Origin of the sequence: Vibrio gallaecicus (assembly GCF_024347495.1) — a bacterium.
GTDB classification, from domain to species: Bacteria; Pseudomonadota; Gammaproteobacteria; order Enterobacterales; family Vibrionaceae; genus Vibrio; species Vibrio gallaecicus.
On the sequence record NZ_AP025490.1, the window covers coordinates 967248 to 988079 of the forward strand.

The 20832-nt window shown below is 47.3% G+C and carries 6 protein-coding genes; 2 read left to right on the top strand and 4 right to left on the bottom strand.

Annotation, left to right across the window (positions count from 1 at the left end; genetic code table 11):
- The first annotated feature begins 2 nt into the window (after positions 1-2).
- Both OCU78_RS04395 and hflX read left to right on the top strand, forming a co-directional pair.
- Positions 3-1115, top strand: coding sequence for an ABC transporter ATP-binding protein (locus OCU78_RS04395; RefSeq protein WP_137372349.1), 1113 nt, complete (start codon positions 3-5; stop codon positions 1113-1115).
- A gap of 272 nt (positions 1116-1387) precedes the next feature.
- Positions 1388-2755, top strand: a complete 1368-nt coding sequence (hflX, locus tag OCU78_RS04400; protein ID WP_012603471.1) for a GTPase HflX — start codon at positions 1388-1390, stop codon at positions 2753-2755.
- Positions 2756-2861: 106 nt separating this feature from the next.
- On the opposite strand, the gene pfaD is transcribed toward hflX, so the two are convergent.
- Genes pfaD through OCU78_RS04420 form a run of 4 tightly spaced genes read right to left on the bottom strand, consistent with a single transcriptional unit; the run spans position 2862 to position 20338 of the window.
- The gene (gene pfaD / locus OCU78_RS04405) at positions 2862-4499 is read right to left on the bottom strand and encodes an eicosapentaenoate synthase subunit PfaD (protein ID WP_137372350.1); all 1638 of its coding nucleotides are present in this window, start codon (positions 4497-4499) and stop codon (positions 2862-2864) included.
- Positions 4500-4533: 34 nt separating this feature from the next.
- Positions 4534-10464, bottom strand: a complete 5931-nt coding sequence (locus OCU78_RS04410; protein WP_137372351.1) for a hotdog fold thioesterase — start codon at positions 10462-10464, stop codon at positions 4534-4536.
- Complete coding sequence (locus OCU78_RS04415) at positions 10461-12506, bottom strand: PfaB family protein (RefSeq protein WP_137372352.1); 2046 nt, start codon at positions 12504-12506, stop codon at positions 10461-10463. Before OCU78_RS04415 ends, OCU78_RS04410 begins: the two co-directional genes overlap by 4 nt.
- Positions 12506-20338, bottom strand: a complete 7833-nt coding sequence (locus tag OCU78_RS04420) for a type I polyketide synthase (protein ID WP_137372353.1) — start codon at positions 20336-20338, stop codon at positions 12506-12508. Before OCU78_RS04420 ends, OCU78_RS04415 begins: the two co-directional genes overlap by 1 nt.
- Between the last annotated feature and the right edge of the window lie 494 nt (positions 20339-20832).

Below are 20832 nucleotides of genomic sequence, written 5' to 3' on the forward strand. Positions count from 1 at the left end.
TCATGGCAACATTAGATTTAAAACAGATCCGTAAAACCTATCGCAACGCGGACAACGAAACGTTAAAGGGCATCGACATTAGTATCGATTCGGGGGAATTTTTGATACTTGTCGGCCCTTCGGGGTGTGGAAAATCCACCCTAATGAACACCATCGCTGGGCTCGAAAATATTAGCTCGGGTGAAATCGTGATTGATGGTGTAGACGTGGCGCAGGTAGAACCTAAAGATCGTGATATTGCGATGGTATTCCAGTCGTACGCGCTTTATCCAAACATGACGGTACGTGGCAATATCGCTTTCGGTCTGAAGATTCGCAAGATGCCGCAGCAAGAGATTGATGCAGAGGTCAACCGAGTGGCGGAAATGCTGCAAATCGAACAGTTGTTGGATCGTAAACCGTCGCAGCTTTCTGGTGGTCAGCGTCAACGTGTCGCGATGGGACGTGCTCTAGCTCGTCGTCCTAAGCTTTATCTATTTGATGAGCCGCTTTCTAACTTGGATGCCAAGCTGCGTGTTGAAATGCGCCATCAGATTAAACGTCTGCATCAGAAGCTGAATACCACGATTGTTTATGTAACCCATGATCAAATCGAGGCAATGACACTGGCTGATCGCATCGCAGTAATGAAAGACGGTGAACTGCAGCAGTTAGGCACACCACAAGAGATCTATACCAAGCCAAATAATATGTTCGTGGCGGGCTTTATGGGCTCACCATCAATGAACTTCATTAAAACCATGGTGGACTTGGATGAGGAACAGAATCCGATCATCAAAGTAACTGGCACGGCGGAGCAAGAACACCACATTCGATTGCCTCAGAGTATGCGTGACCAAGATGGCAAGGAGTTGGTCATTGGGTTACGTCCAGAACACATTACTGAGCAAGAAGGTGATGATGTGTCGGCAACCACAAAACTAGATCTGCAATTGGAAGTGTTGGAGCCAACAGGGCCAGATACCATCGCAATGGTTAAAGTGAACGACCAAGAAGTCGCGTGTCGTTTGTCACCAGAGTTTGAAGTGTCGGTTGGGCAAATGGCACCGCTTCATTTTGACTTATCAAAGGCGGTATTTTTCGATGCTCAAACCGAAGCGAGAATCGAATTCTAGTTGCTGAGTTAGTTTAACAATCAAAGTTCATGTCTAAATCAAAGGTAGTATCACCAATTAGTTATAAGTAATGTGATGCTGCCTTTTTCGTTGTCTATACTTGCTTTTTATTCCTTATAAAAACAGAGGGATAAACGATATATATGCTTCTACTGCAATAATATCGTGATTTAGTATCCCTTAGCTCTATAAAGCTGACGTAGAAACGCGTAGGATCACACTACTTTAGACCAGAAACTAGGCTGCACCTTGGTGCATAAACAGAAGAATACATGAAACTAACAGCAAAACCAGCGGCGAATAACGCTTTACTTATTTCTATTACGACACCGGATTTTAAAGGTGACGAAGCAAAAGAGTCTCTTGCCGAACTTGCTCGCTTAGTGACAACCCTAGGGTTTAAAGTCGTCGGTACGCAATCGCAACACCACAGTTCATCTCAAAGACAGAATGTGTTGGGTGCAGGTAAACTCGCCGAAATTGCACATCTAACTGGTTACCAAGGCTCTATTGAAGAAGCTGAAGATGAAGACTTTCTTGATGAGTCGGGTTTGTTTGATTCTGAAATCGATGAGCTAGATTTTGATGATCTTCCAACGGGCAATTTCCAATACGGTGCCGCTGATGTTGTGGTATTTGACTGTGATTTAAGTCCATCTCAAATGCGTACTGTTGAGGCGAGTTTGGGTGTGGAAGTATTTGACCGTACTGGCATCATCATCGAAATCTTTAGCCGCCACGCTCGTACTCGTACTGCTCGTCTGCAAGTTGATATCGCTCGTTTAAACTACTTAGTGCCACGTCTTCGTGAAACGGCTGAGGGCGATAAAGAGCGTCAAATGGGTCAGGGCGCCGGTGAAACTTCACTAGAGCTAGACCGTCGTAACGTACGTGACCAAATTGCTGCGCTTAAGCGTGAGCTAGTAAGCGTACAAGATGAAATGAAGACCCGACGCACAAGGCGTGCGGAGCTTTTCACTGTTGCTTTAGTTGGCTACACCAATGCCGGTAAATCTTCGATGATGCGTGCAATGACCGCAACCGAAGTGGTGGGTGAAGATAAACTGTTCGCAACGCTAGACACTACGGTTCGTGCGCTTCAGCCAATCACTCAACCGCGTATTCTTGTTTCAGATACGGTGGGTTTCATCAAGAAATTGCCACACGATCTGGTTGCATCATTCCACTCAACGCTAGCAGAAGCGCATGATGCTTCATTGCTGCTTTATGTCGTTGATGCTTCTGACGTTTCATTCCGCGCACAACTTGATGTGGTACACGACGTATTAGCTCAAGTGGGTGTAGAAGGCAGCGAAAAACTATTAGTGCTGAATAAGTGCGATAGATTGACTGAAGAACAGCAATTAGAGCTGATCGAAGAATTCCCAGATGCGATGCTGACGTCGACTCGTGATCCTCTAGATATCACGAAGCTACACAAGTACATCGTTGGTGTTGCTGAAGAAGGCATGATCGAAGAAGAGATCACCATCCCTTATTCTGGCCAAGGCATCATCGGTGAGATTCGCTCAAACATGAGTGTGGTTAAAGAAGAGTACGATTACGAGTGTATTAAGTTGACTGTTCGCTCTAGTGAAATTGACTTAGCTCGACTGAAAAAGCGTATGCAAAACTCTTAATCGTCTGTCTAATTTAGATAAGAACGTCCAAAAAAAAACGACCTAAGTGGTCGCTTTTTTTATTCGTTGAGCCTAGCTAATTTAAGTTTGCTAAGTAATGAGTGACTTACGCCATTCTTTGCGTCGGCTTCCAACGTGCTAGCTCTGGATCAAGCTTGATACCTTGCGAAGTCAGCAGGTTAACACGAGCTAAGTACGCAGCCCCGTGCATCAGATGCTTAGCAAGATCAACGGCATTACGCTGTTGGTAATCGTCTAGGTAGCTGTCTTTCGCCCATGCGTTGAATGCGCCAAGTGCAGGGCCTGCCCATACTTGGTAATCCATTTCACGACCTTGTTCGCCGGTGTTTGACCAACGGCTAGAAAGACCCAAGTACCAACGGAAAATCAACGCCATCTTACGCTTTGGATTGCCTTCAGCGCGTTCGATCTGTTTAGGGTCACGCTCGTTAAAGTGAGCCACAGTCCCTGCCCAAATATTATCCAGTGTTGAACGGAAGACTTGTTTCTCAAGCTTCAGGCGCTCTTCTACTGGAATCGCTTCAATTGAATCGTAGCGAGTGTAAAGTTCGTACAGTTTGTTGGCACGCATTGGGAACAAGGTGCCACGCTTAACCACTTGCAGTTTCACACCCATTTCGAACATGTCTGCCGCTGGAGCCATCGTCACGTCAGCCATTTCAGTTGTCGAAAGCAGCTTACGTGTGTGTTCGCTCGCGCCAGCCTCAACACACGCTTGGTTGATTGAACCAGTAACAATGTAAGCAGCGCCCATGTTAAACGTCGCGAGCGCAGCGTCAGGTGTGCCTACTCCACCACCACAGCCAACACGCAGTGGTGTTTTGAACTGGTACTGTGCTTGGATTTGCTCTTTCAGCGCTAGAATCGTTGGTAGCAGTGTTACTAGCGGACGGTTATCGGTGTGACCACCAGAGTCAGCTTCTGCAGTAATGTCATCAGCCATAGGAACTAGCTGTGCCAGTTCCATCTGCTCTGCTGTAATTCGACCTTCATCAACTAGAGCTTGCAGCATTTTCGCAGGAGCAGGCTGCATAAACTTGCTCGCAACTTCAGTACGGCTTACTTTGGCAATTACCTTGTTGCCGATCTGAATCTCACCTTGTGCATCACGGCTAAGACCAGCTGCACGGTAGTGAACGATTTGCGGTGTTAGCCCCAAGAAGGCAGAAGCTTCAACAGTTTTTACTTTATGCTTCAAAAACAGCTCAACACTGCCGCGCTCTAGCGCGGGTTCGCTTGGGCTGTGAATCAGGTTAAACGCGTAAGGGCCGTTTGGTAGTGCTGCTTGAATACGGTTAATCGCTTGCTCAACACGAGACGGGATTAAACCCGCCGCGCCAAAGGAACAAAGAATGCCAGCTTGACCAAGGGCAATCACCAACTCTTCAGATGAAATGCCGTTTGCCATTGCGCCCGCATAGTAAGCGTATTTCACGCCGTGGCAGCGACGAAAATCTTCGTCGCCTAGGCTTTGTGTACCAAGAGCTGGAGCAAAAGCGCTAACAGGTTGGCTGTTCGCTGAACTTGCTGAATCGCCCGATGCAATCTCTGCTTGTTGGCTAACACCTAACCCTTTTTCTGGGTGGTTCACTACGTAACAAGCAAGGCTCAAATCTTTCAAAATTGTCGACATTGCCGCGTTATCAAAGTGAGTTGTGCTCTCTTTAATCTGCCAAGGCCACGGAGATAGCTTTTCGTTATTGATTGTAGTTTGAGTTGTCATAATTATTTCTTTCTTTCCTAGTCCCGTGTCAGGTTTATGCTTCTTCGATACAAATTGCGATGTCTTTCACTTCGTAAATACGCAGACCATCTTTGCTCAGGTTTGCGTCGCCAACGATGATACGTTTACCGTCTTCGTCTTTAATCGCAGTGATATGTACATCCAGAGACATCTGTTTGTTCAGAGGGTTAATCTGACCACGGTATTTCCATTTCACTTCAGATTGGATTTGACCAAACTTCGGATTGCGGAAGCCTGCACCAAGGTCTTTGTTTAGAGCGTAGGTTTGCATCAGTTCGATGATCGCTTCGACACCTAGAGAACCTGGCATTACTGGGTCTTGATGGAAGTGGAACTGGAAGAACCAATCACTTGGGTCAATCGTACGCTCAGCGTATAGGTAACCCAGACCGTCTTTACCACCATCGCTGGTGATCTGCACCGTATCGATAAAGTTCAAACGACCGCCAGCCAGTTGGTAGTGCTCTTGTACTTCACCAGTAGCAGAAACAGGTGCATTGAAGTAACGCGTCGTTTTGTCTAGCAGGTTGATGTTTACATCCGGCGTGCGGTTGTTATCAACGTGCCAAGGGTGAGTCACTTTACCGTTGTCCAAACCAAGCTGATCTTTCAATGCTGCGCCTTTGAAGTAACCAAATACCGCGGTACCTTGGTAGAAAGGCACGCCGTCAGTGCTCAGTTCAAAGCTGAAGCTCTGTACGATGTTGGTGCCCATCATTACTGTTGAAAGCAGACGAGAATCGTTGGTAATTGTTTTGCCACGCAAGTCGACGTTACGCAGCATTTTGCCGCTGCCATCTAGGTTGCGGAAAAACAGTTCTTCACCTGGGAAACCCAGTGTTGTGCCCATGTAGCCAGAGATAAAGCCGTTTGGTTGTAGTGAAATCTCCATCAATACCGAGTAAGGCATTAGGGTCTGGTGGCTGTTTTCATCAAAGTACCATGCATTTTCTGGCACTTCGTACTCTGCGATACACGATGAAGGCTTCTTGAAGTCGCCACGCTTACCGTCGATCTCAACAACGCGAGTAGTTAGCTGTAGGTCGCCACACGGAGTACGTGGTGGAATCATTCCACGGTAGATAGAGAAATCAGGACCGAAACATTTCTCGATATCGCCGGTTGCGAATTCGAACATGTGATATGGAGTGAATGGAACCGTATCGGGTGTGCGATTTGGGTAATCAGGAGTCACCGGCGCTTCAACGTGTTGAAGAGGAACCACACCTTTGTTTGGCGCAGTTTCTAGGTCTTCAATTTGAGCCATAAGTGGCGCATTTGCTGAAGCTTGTTGGTTCACTGCTGGTGTATGGCTCAAGTTTTCGATAACAGGGGTCACGACAGCTGTTTCTAAAGAAGGCAGATAACGAGTACATTCGTCGTCTTCTTTGATCATCACACCCAAGTTTTGGAAATCAACAATCACTTTGCCGTTCAGTAAAATATCGATGTTAGCTTTCGCGTATGGGCGAGGGCTTAGACCAATCTCAGTCACTTCCATGCGGTACGTCAGTTCTGCCGATTGTGGCAGAACTTGACCACGACAGCGTACTTGTTGAGGCGCATTTTCAAGCGGTTGGAAACGACCATTTTGAACAAGCGTGTGCATGCCAAGGTGCATCATGAAGAACTGAAGCAGTTGACCACAACCTTCTGCCATCAAAGAACCAGCCATTACTGAGTCATCTTTGAAGTGACAAGGGAAGTACCAGTGCTCAGGCTCTAGCTGCTTGTGACCTTCAATCAGACCAAGTCCCCATGTGCCGCCTTGCGGTTCAACACGGCTGACCTTTTCGATCATCATGAACTTCTCTGAGCTGAAGCATAGAGAAGGCTGGTGGCGATCAGATTGGTGAGTTGGGCCAAAACACTCTGCAATGTTGGCAGTCAGCAGGTGGCGCAGTTCTTGGTGGTTAAACTGCGTTTTAGGGCAGTGCAGCATAGGGTCGAAGCGTTGCTTAGTTGCAAGCTTACGAGCCTTGATTTCATCTTCAGTGTGAATCACACCTTTGCCGTCTGCTAGCTCTTCATCAGTGAAGAAGCCCGCACAGCCGTTATCCATTTTCAGGATCATCTTGTCGCCAACGAAACATTCGTACGAGAAGAAGAACAGCAGCGTGTCGCCATTGCGAGCAAAGTTGTTGATTGAGATATCGTAACGCAGCGTATCGCCACCACGAGGCAAGTCACCAAGGAAAGTCAGCGTACAATCAAGCAGGCGATAAACACGCTCGCCTTTGTTTTCGAAATCAATGCCTAGGTAGCTGATCAGCATTAGATCGCATTGACCAGATTCTACCGCCACTGCCCAAGGGATCTGACCATCGACAAGATACGGCGCATCAACTGGGATGTCGTATTCGGTGGTCATGGTGCTTGGCTTGTACTCGTTGACTGTCGCGTTGAGCTTGGTTACACGAGATACCAGTAGGTAGTCGGTGGTTGGCAAGCGAACGCGACGCGAGTAGCTATCGATGATCGCGTAGTCAGGACCAAATACATTCGCAATATCGCCTTCAGCGTATTCAACCAGATCATCGTAATCCCAGATACATGGTTTACGGATAGGTTTTACTGGTGCTGGCGTCGCAAGTACGTTGACTGGCGTTGACTGAACCTGAGTTGGTTGAGCTTGAACAGGCTGAGCTAGCGTTTGTTGACCACTCGTTTGTTGAGAAAGGGCATTGTTCTCTAAACTTGAGCTATCTAAACCAGACGTAATTGCGTTTAACTGTGCTTTCAATAGTGCATCAGCCATCTGCATGCCTTGGGCACGAGTGTGCAGGAATGCTTTGTGTACTTGCTGCGTTGCTTGCTGGTTTTGAGCAAAAGCTTGGTTGTGTGGTGTTACAGACGGCTGTAATGCTGCATCCGTATTAGCGTCGATTTGAGACGTGCCATTTTTAGCGGATAGGACATGAGTCATATTGCTGTGGTTACCTGTTAGCTGACTGTGGCGAGTTGGCGCCAGAGTAGGGGATACTGATGTAGGAGTTTCGATGACTGGCTCTACCGCGTTCTGCGCTAATGCTTTCTTCTCTAACTCTTTTTGCGCAAGGGCTGCTTGAATGCTTGCTGTCGTTGGAATCGACGCCACTCTTGCTGCTTGTTTACCAGAAGCTTTCTGTTGAATCGTTGCCAAGTTGGTCACTGGGGTTTGGGCAATATGTTGATAGATATCACGACCACCAAGAGTCACTTGCTTAACTAATTGACGTTTAGCATCGCTCGCCTGTTCATTGCTTAAACGAACGGAAAGTGATTGAGATTCAACACTCGATTGGCTTAGTAGCAGCTGTGAACATTGTCCTTCGCTGATGTTGGCAACAATCGCGTTTTTAGAGCTGACATTCGGATTCAGAGGTGCAAGATTCAGGTTCAGCAGACCGTGTAGCAGGCTTGCCATGCCAGAAGCTGCAGAGCAATGACCAACACGCTGACACGCTTGAGTCGTCTTTGTGCTCGCTAAACTTAGAGACGAAAACTGATGAGACGAAGACTCTGGTGCATGGTTAAGCTCAAGCAGAGAAACATCGTTCGAGCTCATACCGACTTGAGTCAGTAACTCATCAACAACGGCGTTGTTACGCTCGCTTGAACCAAAGGCTAATGCGTTGATGCTGCCGTAAGCCACATATTGGTTGCTCGCTACTTGGTTTTCTTCAACAAGAACAATTGCACCTGCGCCTTCACCTGCATTCCAACTGCCGTCTTGCGGTTGCCCGAATTTTGGAGAAAGTGACACTGGGCTCACGCTGTTCTTCAGAATCACATGTTCTGCACTGCCACTAAGGTCAACGGCTGCAATCACGACTGCATCCATCGATTCTTGCGACATCAAGTTTTGCGCAACATCAATACAACGAGCAACTGACTGTTCAGCGGCTGAAATCGTAAAGGCAGGGCCGTTAAAGTCCCACAATGAAGAGATACGTGAAGCCATGATATTGCCGATGAAACTGGTGTATTGGTTCAGCTTAGCTGCGTCCATCACACTGTCCATCGCGATGGTTTCTAGCGATTGGTATTCGTCTTGTGTTAGCTCAATACCCATGTTGGTAAAGCTGTCAGCCAATTGGCTATGCAGGTTTACGCGTCCACGGAATTGGTGCATCTCAAGCTCAGTTTCCATCGCGACTAAAACCGCAACCTTTTGGCCTGCAACAAGCTTGGCGTCTTTGATCGCTTCGTCTGCGACTTTCATCAGTAGCAACTGCTGAGAGATCAAACGGTCATCTTCATTAGGTGGCACTTTAAAGCGCAGGAAGTCGAGATCGAACTGATCGATGTACGCGCCGTTTGGAATGCCGCGTAAACCAAACTGATTCAGTAATTCTGGATGTTGGTCTAAGCCTTTCCAGCGCTTCTTAGGCAAAGCAATGAAAGCATCGTTGTTGGTTTCAATCGCAGTGTTCAGCTCATTGATACTTTGCAGAGAACCGAAGTGAGACGCGAGGCCTGTAATGCTTAAATTAGACGGTTGTAGGCTTGGAGAAGTCGACTCTTGAGTCTGGTTTACATGACTCGTGTCTGAATACGCTTCAAGCAGTAAGTGTGCGTTACAACCACCGAAACCAAATACAGAAACACCCGCGCAGCGATCTGGGTTGCCCGCTTTACTTGGCCAAGGTTGAACCTGTGTTGGCAGAGTCTGTGAGCCAAATAAACCTTCCGGCGACGATAGTGGCTTATCCAAGTTAATACTTGGCGGAAGCACACCTTCTTTCATCGCAAAGATCATCTTCATGATCCCTGGCATACCTGCCGCAGTCAGCAAGTGGCCGAGGTTGGACTTCGCAGAGCCAATCAGTGGCGGGTTAGAACCATTCAATTTGTCAGCAAAGAAACGCTCCATTGAGGTTAACTCAACCTTGTCACCTAATGGCGTGCCGGTTGCGTGACACTCAATCACTTCAATGCTGTCTGGTGTTAAGTTCGAAGCCTCGTAAGCGCGTTCAAAGGCTTGGACTTGTCCTTTGCTATTTGGGCTTAATACGAACTGGCCACGGCCATCGTTCGACAAGCCAATACCGCTGACGACTGCGTAGATGTTGTCGCCATCACGCTCTGCATCAGCTAAGCGTTTTAGGACTAAAACACCCGCACCTTCGCCAGCAAACAGACCTTTACTGTTGCTATCAAACGGAACCGACACACCGTGGTCAGGGTAAGCGTGGAAGATGGAAAAACCCATGTTGATAAAGAATGGGTCAGCACCTGATACCGCTCCTGCCAACATCATGTCGGCTTTGCCCGTGTTCAAGTAATCACACGCTAACTTCAATGAATACACTGAACTTGCACATGCCGCATCTAGGCTAAGTTGCACGTTACCTAAACCCAATGCATCAGCCACTAACTTAGAGGCGTTGTGTGCTGCAGCGCCATTGATAGGATTGAGGTCTTGCGCGGTTTCATTGGTTGGTAGCAGTGAAAATTGGTCATTAGCCAATTTATCTTTAAGTGCTTTCTCGACCACCGAGTGATACATCGGAAGAAACAGGTCGTTTGAACGTGTGGTTGGGAACGAAAGGGCACCCATAATCACGCCTGTGCGCTCTAAAACATCGGCATTCAGATCAATGCCTGCGTCGACTAGCGCCTTACGACTGGTATCCAAAGCCCATAGAAAACTCTGGTCAACACCGTTGAACGATTCTGCTGTTAAGCGGTAGCCATTGCTATCGAAATTGAAGTTTTCGATGTAGCCGCCTTTGTCACAGTAAAAGCGGTCTGATTCGCCTTGTACGCCCTGATAGCTTTCGGGTTTAGCACCTAACTTTTCAGCGCTTAATGTGGTTCGAGAATCTTTTTTATCTAGCAAGTTTTGCCAAAAATCTTTTGGCGTATCAGCTTCTGGGTATTGGTTAGCAATACCGACAATCGCGATCTTATTGCACTTCACTTGCTGTTTGTTCTGAGCCTGATTCGATTGAGAACTCATACTAGCTCTCCTTGATGATTCATTGTGCTGCCTTGAGACACACCACTTAATTGCTTCGTGGTGATCTGTTGTTCTAACCCTTGAATAAATGGCTCGACAGACAGTGGAATTTGATGAGTAATGAGCTGACCAATACATTTGATGAGCGTGACAATATCGTCCCCGCCTTTGGCATTGGAAGCGATTGAGCAGTATTGGTCGGCTACGTTGTCGCTACGATTGATCTTGTCGATCAATGTGCTGGTTTGACGATCGGCACCCACTTCAACAAACAGGCGAGCACCTTGTTGACGCGCACTCTGGATCAACGCGGTGAAATCCAGCGTCGAACAGAAAGTGTCGGCAATCGAAAGGGCTATGCTGTCGCTGTCTATATTGATTGGTTCGCCAGTCGGTAGACCTGCTGCGCTGATAAAGCGGATATGCTTTGGCAACTCGTCGAACAGTGGTTGTGTGTAAAACTCACGCACTTGGCTATGTTGGCTCAATGCTGGTGTGGTGTGCATTGCGGTAACACGATTCGCGGCAATGCCACGTTTACCCAGTTTCTTGAGCAGAGCACGACAGGTGCTTTCACAGCCTGCCAGTACGCAAGTGTCACCTTGGATAATGGCAAGGTAAGCACGTGGAAACTCTGGTAACAGAGCCTCAATCGCTTGCGCATCACTGCGAACCACAAAGCTATTCCATTGGATGCTTTCGTTGCCGTTCAGCTGCCAATCTTGACGCACTGCGGTGAGTTCGCCAGAAATAGCCGTAGTGAAGATAGGACTGGTTTGAGTCATCTCAATCAGCGCATGTGGATTTTTCCAAATATTTAAGCTAGCCCACATGGAGGCTTCACCTTTGGAGTAGCCCAAGGCGAAATCTGGCTGTACTTTGAATTCATCACATAGCAGTTGTGTTAACAGATAACTACTGCCCACACCTGCAATTGCCAGCTCACTGAGCGACATTTCTTGCGAGTCGTCAGCGTAGGTTTTTTCAGCCTGCAGCATCTCTTTCAAGTTACCTTCGCGCTCTAAGCGAGCAAATAACTGTGGGAAATGGTGGTGAAATTCACGCAACATACCGGGATAAACCGTGCCAACACCAGGGTAAACAAATGCAACACCACCTTTGCTTTGAGGCATCGGTGAGAAACAACTGCCCGCTGGCGTTTTGTAATGGCTATTGTCAGTCATTACTTTTGGCAACGCATTTTCTAGCGCTGAGATCTCTTGTAGTGCAGCCTCAATTGAAGCCGCTTGAATCACGATGTTCACACCACGGCCAGCATTGTGTTGAACGCTTTGAAAGTGGCTTAGGTTTGAATGCATCAAGCTGGCGATAGCAAGTTTGCTGTCTGCCGCTTCGTTAACGCATTTAAGCTCTTCTCTTAACGAGATTAACTGAGAAACCAACTCGGCTTGTTCGTTGCCTGAAACCACAAACATCAAACGCTCGCTTGATAGCAAGGGTTTTGGTTCTTGCAAACCGGTCGCTTGAGTCAATATCAGGCTGGTGGATTTTTGGCTATCGTCACTGAAAGTTAACGCAGAAACACGAGCTTTGTTCGGCTCAGTGAACCAGTAATTATTAGCTAATGAATGGCTCGGCAATGAACGGCTCGATATCGCCTCAACTATATTCAACAACTCATCAAACTGCTGCGAAGCAGAAAGTGCAGAATATTGTTGTTGATGGCTTAAATCTGTCGCAGGGCGACGTGCAATATCCAGAGCTAGCTGAATGCTATCTCCGATAGCTGTATCTACAAAACCCGCTAGATAAGCGTGTGGATGAATCTTGTTTTGAGCAGCGGTCAGCGCGTTCAACATCAACAATGATGGAGAATGAGAATCCAAACAAAGCTTAACAACATTACCTTGATTGACTGTCTCGATGGCGTGAGCAAGTGCTTGATTAAAATTGCCATCAACCACGACAGTAACAATCTCTGGAAGCGAAGGTGATAAGTCGGCAGAAAGCTCAGCCGCGTTTGCTGGCTGAGCTAAAAGAGCGATGCGCAATGGCATCGCTTTATTAGTAGGAACAGTCACTATGACAATTGCTCCTTTTCTGCGTTCTTAGTCGCCTCTTTCTTTGATACTGCTGAGCTAGACTTCGGCAAAAATGCATCGTTTAAGCTCTTGCTGATGGTGACTTTGGCACCTTTCATTACCGCACTTAAACGACCATCTTGGTGGTAAAGCGAGATATCAGCTTGCAGAGAACGAGCCGTGCTTTTTATCACGCTCAGCTCTAGCCAACCTTGGTCACCATTGTGCATCGGTGCGTAACAAATAAACTCACCGATTGCAGACGGTAGGCTTGCCGCGCCGTATTTCAATCGAGCCCATACCAACATGGCTTGCAACAGATAATCTTCAGCAAATGGCTGGCTATCGCCAAAACCTTGCTTAGGAATAAATGATCCGCAGTCGCTGTTTTTAATCTGAGGCAATTGGCACTGAGCCAGTAAGCCTAAGTCGTCAAAGCGTTCAACTGAGGTAATACCTTGCAGTCTTGGTCCATGAAACAGAGTGCCGTCACTGTATAGAGCTTGTGCCGTTGTTACAGGTGCTGAAGTGTTGGCTTCAAAGCGTTTTACTGACGCTTGTTGAACATCTTCAGACACTTGCACAGAGGCAACTTGCAACTGAGCTTGATACTGTGGTCGCCCTTGGCAACTGATCACCGCTTTTAGCTGATCTTTTGATTTAGCATCAGAAGAAAGAACCAGTTTCAGCTCTTGTACTTCATCGGTATCAAAAATCACACCCTTAAGCAGTTTGTAGTTGTGAACGCTAACGTTCACCCCTAACAGTTGCTCTGCCACTTCACGTATCCATTGGATGGCACACACTGTCGGTAACACTGGGTTACCGGCAATGCAGTGATCTTGAATGAAAGGCAATGCCTTTGGATCAAGATGACGTGTCACAGTGATGCTTGTATTTAGCGGACTCTTTGCAAGATGCACAGACTCCGCATTAAGCTTTTTTACAGCAGCTTCCTTGTTGTCAGAACCTTGCATGCTCGTACCAACCAGCAGTTGAATGCCAGTTTCGTTCAGCAGTTGAGAACTAAATAGCTCTGCACCTGCCTGAAGAGGAATTACGTACACGCCGCGCTCTGTGAACATACGTTTCAGTGCTGCGTTTACCATGCCACCGTCCCACGGTCCCCAGTTGAAGCTCATCACTTTCGCTTGAGGGTTGCGAGCAGACAGCTGTAGAGCCGCTTTGTTCAGGATCTCGTTAGACATCGAGTAATCACTTTGGCCTGTGTTTCCGTAGAAACCCGCCGCCGAAGAGAACATCGCAATCAGTTTTAGCTTGCTGCTATCAAGACCACCAAGAACCGCTTCTAGTCCGCCCACTTTCGTGCCGTAAACCATGTTCAGTTCATCAAGTGTTTTATCTTGAATGTGCTTGTCAGCCAGTACGCCTGCACCGTGGATAAGACCTGTGATGCCTTCGAAATTCGCCAGCGTTTTCGCTACTGACTCATGGTTCGATACATCTAGGCTTAGGTATTCAGCGCTCGCGCCAATCTCGTTGAAAGCGGCAAGTGCTGCGTTGATTTCAAGGCTGCTCAATACCGGTTTTAGCAAGGCATCAACTTTCTTCGGCGTTGGCTTATCACCCGTAGCTTGTAGGTGCGCAATTGCAGCAGGTTTTAGCTCTTTCTCTTGCTTGCCTTGTGCCCACTGAGGTAGCTCAGCTGAAGTAATATGCTTACTACGACCTGCAAGAATGAAATGAGATTTACATTGCTTAGCAAGCGTCAGTGCACATTCAAACGTCACGCCTTTAGCGCCACCTGTCACCAGAACTTTGTCGCTCTTGGTGAGTTGAGCGCCTGTGTTTTTAGTTTGTGCAGCGCCTGGTGTTGTCGCAATCAGTGTTGCACGACCAGATTCACCGTTTTCCGCATGGCTAAGACCGATTTCCACCGTGTTGGTGTCGATATCGAACAGTTCGCCTGTGATAGCTTCAGCTAGGTGACGAGCATCAATAGAAGCATCAGCATCCAATGCACGGCAGAACACGTTTGACCATTCATGGCTCAGTGTCTTAGTTAGACCAGACAGAGCTGCTTGGTTAAGTTCTGCATTCGCTAGTTGCTTAGTATCTAGGTAACCAAAGCCACCATCGATACGGCTTAATGTGAAGAACACGCTGCGACCAGAAACGGCATTCAGTTGGCCATTTAGGTGCTTTGCGAATAAGAACGCTGTCGTCAGTGAAGCTCTTGAGTCTGCATTCAAGTTAATCGCTTGCTCGTTGCTTTGTTTAGCATCAACGATAGCTTGTAGGTGAATGAAGCCCGCAATCACTTTGTTCGACGTTTTAAGGTCTGCTTCGATGTCGTTAATAACTGCAGTCACACCAGCATCATCGACGCTGTTGAGTGTGTAGCTTGCGATTTCACTGTTTAAAGGTGACGCGGCAGAAAGAGCACTACGCACTACAGCAACTTGAATGCCGTTAGCGGTCAACTTTTCTGCTAGAACACCGGCGTTGTGACCATCATCTGTGATCACGACACAAGCGTCTTTTGAGAAACAATCGACGAGTTTATCTGCCGCTGGTAGCTTTTTTAGCGCCACCTCATTGTGTGGAGGAAGTTCCGCTGTCGCTGTTTCTGCGATAGGCGTTACCGATTCAGCTTTAGGAGTCGCTACGGGTGCAGCAGCGGATAGCTTGCTTTGCATGTAGGTAACGATTTCACCAAGCGTACGACACTCAGCTAGGTCTTCAGGGTTTAGTTCTGGCAGCGTTGGTAGCTGGTCTTGAACTGTACCTAAAATCTCAACACGTTTGATTGAGTCGATACCAAGGTCTGCTTCCATGTCCATCGCTAGGTCGAGCATTTCTGCTGGGTAGCCTGTTTTGTCGGCAACCACTTCCATCATTGTTGATTGAACATGAGCAGGGTTTAGGTCGTTGCTCGCGCTTTCTACAGTTGCTGCAGCAACTTCTGTACTCGTAGTAGCAGTAGCGCCTAGCTTACTATTCATGTAGTCAACGATTTCGCCAAGAGTACGACACTCAGCTAGATCTTCAGGGTTCAGATCTGGCAATGTTGGTAGCTGGTCTTGAACCGTTCCAAGGATCTCAACACGTTTGATTGAGTCGATGCCAAGGTCTGCTTCCATGTCCATTGCTAGATCAAGCATTTCAGTTGGGTAGCCCGTTTTATCAGCCACTACGCTCAGCATTGTGCTTTGAACTTGCTCCGCGTTTAAACCATTTGATACTGTTTGCGTTGGTGCAGATACTTGAGCCGCTACTGGAGCAGAAGCTGGAAGTTTGCTGTTCATGTAGTCGACTATCTCGCCTAGAGTACGACACTCAGCGAGGTCTTCAGGGTTTAGCTCTGGAAGAGTCGGTAGTTCGTCTTGAACCGTACCTAGGATTTCAACACGCTTGATTGAGTCGATACCAAGGTCAGCTTCCATATCCATTGCTAGGTCTAGCATTTCAGTCGGGTAGCCCGTTTTCTCTGCCACTACTTCTAACATGGTTTTTTGAACGACTGCCGGATCTAGACCATTGCTAGCTGTTGCTGGAGCAACTACTGCTGCTTGTGAAGACACAGGAGCTGAAGCTGGAAGCTTGCTGTTCATGTAGGCAACGATTTCGCCAAGAGTGCGACACTCAGCTAAGTCTTCAGGGTTTAGCTCTGGAAGAGTAGGCAGTTCATCTTGAACCGTACCAAGAATCTCAACACGCTTGATTGAATCGATACCAAGGTCTGCTTCCATATCCATTTCTAGATCAAGCATTTCCGTTGGGTAACCTGTCTTCTCAGCAACCACTTCTAGCATGGTTTGTTGAACGACTTTCGCATCAAGACCGTTAGCTACAGCAACTGCTTGAACTGGTGCAGCTTCATTATTTGAAACTCCAGAAGGCATCTTGCTGTTCATGTAGGTAACGATTTCACCAAGAGTACGACACTCAGCTAAATCTTCAGGGTTCAGCTCAGGTAGGTTCGGCATTTCGTCTTGAACGGTACCAAGGATCTCTACGCGCTTTATTGAGTCAATACCAAGGTCTGCTTCCATGTCCATTTCTAGATCAAGCATTTCCGTTGGGTAACCCGTTTTCTCAGCGACCACTTCTAGCATCACTTTTTCAGCATCGGCTGTTTGTACTGCTACTGGTGCAGCCACAGGAGCTGGTTGTGCTTTTACTGGCACAGGCTGAGCTGCAACAGGTGCTGTTGCTTGAGCGGCTACTTGTGGTGCAGGAACGGCTTTCTGGACTGGAGCTTGCTGAACTGTTGTATTTTTAACTGGTACTGCTTGAACAGACTGAGCCTGTACAGGAGTCGCTTGTACCTGAGCTACAGGCTCTTGAACGATAGCTGTTGGAGTAGCTTGAATTACTGGCTGAGCATTTACTGGCGCAACGAAGGTTGGTTGTGCGGTTTGTACTGAACCTTGCGTCAGCATATTAAGTGCTGAGTTGTTGCTGTGCGCTTGCATTTCTAGGTAATGAGCGTGAGCTTTTAGCGTTTCAGCTTGGTGCTGATGGAACATTTCCATAGAACGCTGTAGGTTCTCAGGAATTGCTACGCCTGCTGTTGCCATTTTCGCTTGCTCAGACATTAGGGTGTTGAATGTGTCACCGTATTGCTGAGGAATCGCCAAGAATTGCTGATGTACTTCTGCTGCTTGTTGTTGAGCATTGAAGAACGATTGCAGTGAAGATTCATCAACTGTTACTTGAGCTGCTGGCTGAATAGTCGCTGGTGCAGATTGCGCCACTTGTGGCTGCTGAGCTGCTGTTACTACTTGTGCACTTGGTGCTGGAGCAGTTGACTGTTGTACATTTGAAGCTTGAGGAGCAGCCACAGGTACTTCAACGATTTCTGTTTTAATCACTTCTTTTTCCACGATTTTCTCGACTTCAACTTTCACTTCAACAATCTCGGTCTTTTCGGTGACGTTGCCCGAAGCCAATGATTGATCCATTTTCTTACGAGTAGCAGGGCTGATGTAGTTGGTTGCATTCAGCTTGATGTTCATTGGTGATGCCTTTGCAGGTTCAGCAATGTCAGCTTGGTAAGGGTCAATGTTGTCTAATGAAACACCTGCCACGCACAGTTGAACCGCAGCTAAACGAAGCTGTTGGTCACTGTCGCCTTTAGGGCTTGGGTTGATGCTGATTGCGTAAAGTTCTTCGTTCTTATCAGCCAATGTTTTTTCAACCAGCTTTTGAAGAATGTTCTTCGGACCGAACTCAACGAATACACGCGCGCCTGCTTCATACATCGCTTCAATTTGCTCGCTGAAACGAACCGATTGCAGCATGTGTTGCTTGAACGCTTTCTTAATCGCTTTCGCGTCTTTGCTGTGTAGTTTGCCCGTTGCGTTTGAGTAAAGCGGCAGCGTTGGAGCTCTAAATGAAGCTTTGTCAATTGCAGCAGCAAATGGTTTTTGAGCGTGAGCAACAAGTGGAGTGTGGAACGCGCCAGATACAGGCAGAGCGATTGCTTTGAAGCCTTGTTCTGTCAGCGCTTGTGCTGCTTGTTGAACCGTCGCAGTTGGACCTGCAATAACCAGTTGAGTCGGAGCGTTGTAGTTGGCAATGCTCACGCCTTCGAATTGGCTGATGCAGCTTTCAACGGCTGGAAGTTTGTCTGCGTCTAGGATGACCGCAAACATCGTACCGCTGTCGCCTTGTTCTGGTGTCGCCGCCATTGCATCGCCACGAGCGAAAGCTAGCTGGTAGTAATCGTCTTGCGAGATAACACCCGATGCACATAGTGCGCTTAGCTCACCAAAGCTGTGTCCTGCGACCATGTCTGCTCTGAAGCCTGCTTGAGTCATGATGTCGAACTGACCCATAGACACAGTACCAATTGCACTTTGCGCATTGGCGGTGTTGGTTAGTACAGCTTCTTGAGCTTTGGTTGCTTCTGGTGTGAAAGTTGGAATTGGGAATAGAATTTGCGACAGAGCCGTTTTCTTGTGCTGACCAAATACCTGATCCGCTTGAGCAAGCTGTTGGCGCATTTCAGGGTAATGACAAGCAAGCTCGCGACCCATGTTTAGGTATTGCGAACCTTGACCAGCAAATAATGCAGCCACTTTACCAGCACCGTTTTCAGCAATCAGTGCCGACTCACGGTAGCTAGTACCGTTTGGCATCTGCCAATGTGCTTTGGTTTGGCTCTCAAGCATAGAAACTGCTTGAGTCAGTTGCGCTTGAAGGTCTGCTTGGTCAGTTACAACTAAACCAAGGCGAGCGTGCTTAGCGTCTACTTCGCGTAGAGCGTGCTGCTCAGCAAGCGCTTCTAGCTTGAACGCAGCGTCTGTTGCTTGAGTTGAAACCTGCTTGAGCTCATTGATCAGTGCTTGACGAGATTCCGCGCTGAATAACAGAGTTTGCGGTACTTGGCGCTGACGGTATTTGTCACCGCGAGCATGTTCTGGCGTGTACTCTTCCAATACAACGTGGAAGTTAGTGCCACCAAAACCGAATGAGCTGATACCTGCACGGCGCGGTGTGCCGTCGACACGTTTCATCCAAGGACGCGTTTGTGTGTTTAGGTAGAACGGTGAGTTCTCGATATCCAGCTTAGGATTCGGAGCCGATACGTTGATCGTTGGCGGCAGTACTTTGTGGTGCAGTGCTAATGCAGCTTTGATTAAACCTGCAGTACCTGCAGTTGATTTGGTGTGACCAATTTGAGATTTCACAGAGCCTAACGCAATGTGTTGCTTCTCTTCATTGTTCTCACTGAATACCGAGTTTAAGCCACCAAATTCAGCTACATCACCCGCTGCAGTACCTGTACCGTGCGCTTCTAAAAGACCAAGCGTGTGCGGTGCGAAACCAGCATCATCGTAAGCACGTTTTAGTGCTTTCGCTTGTCCTTCAGGGCGAGGTGCGTAAATACTCTTGAATTTACCATCCGAAGAAGAACCGACACCTTTAATCACTGAGTAGATTCTGTCGCCATCGCGCTCTGCATCTTCAAGACGCTTAAGAGCAACCATGCCGATGCCTTCACCAATCATCATCCCTTTTGAATCGATATCGAAAGGTTGAATGGTTTCATTAGTAGTGAATGCTGGCGTTTTAGAGAAGCTCATGTACATGGTTGGTGAGTTATCAGTACACACACCACCTGTGATCATCATTTCACTGCGGCCTTCAACCAACTCACTAAGAGCCATGCGCATTGCGGCTAGAGAGCCTGCACACGCAGCATCTACCACACAGTTGATGCCACCAAGGTCAAAGCGGTTAGCAATACGACCTGATATTACGTTACCCAATGAACCAGGGAATGAGTTTTCTTCCCAGTGGATGTATTGGTCTTGGAACTTTTTGATCAGCATTTCGCTGTCTTCGTCGTTGATACCACTGCTCTTGAAGACTTTTTTCAATACAGGGTATTGGAGACGAGCATTCAGGCTTTGAGCGATCTTCTGCCCACCACCAACACCAAGCGTAATACCGATCTTATCGCGATCGTAGCCTTCAGGAAGTTTTGCATCTTCAAGTACTTCTTTTGCAACGATCAGAGAAAGCAGCTGAGACGTATCAGTCAGTTCTAGGATGTTTGGCGGAAGGCCGAACTCCATAGGGTTGAAGTCCACTTCTGGGATAAAACCACCGCGCTTACAGTAAGACTTGTCTGGCGTAGTACGATCTGAGTCGTAGTAATCTTCTGGACGCCAGTGCGTATCTGGCACTTCGGTAATTGCATCGATCTTTTCGCTGATGAGATCCCAAAATTTATTCAGGTAACGAGAGTTTGCAAACATGCTCGCCATACCAACGATAGCGACAGGCATATCTTTAAGGCGTTTATTCAGTCGAGAATCATCTACTGATTCTGGGGTATTTGTCTCGGGTTGGCTCATTATGAGTCTCCACTAGAAATCACAGAAAGTGATGTCGTGTTTTGAGGCTGCGCTTTTAAAGCTATAGAAAGAAAATCTGAAACAGATTTAGGGAAGCACAGCTGAAAATTCAAGTTGCTGAGTGACGGCAACCAGTTAAAAGTTGGGTTTTCGAAGTGCATTGACTTACGAGAGTTTGGGAGGTGTTTCATGCGCGAAAGTAGCATTCAAATGTTGAGGCGATGTCCATTAAAATCCTGTTCAAAGTCTGACTAAATGATAAGTCGGTATCCGCAAAGAAAACGTGTGAATTTGTTTAATGGTTGAGCAGGCTACCCGAGGAAACTAGTGGTTACAATGCCCCCAGAGCTCATGACGATCTCTTCAGACCAGTTGGAAAACTCGATAAATATATTTTTGTGATTATTATTTTACTAAATATATGATTAATAATGGTTTAGTTTGAAAAATTAGTGTTTATACTCTATTTTTTAAGTGTGTGAGATCTATGTCAG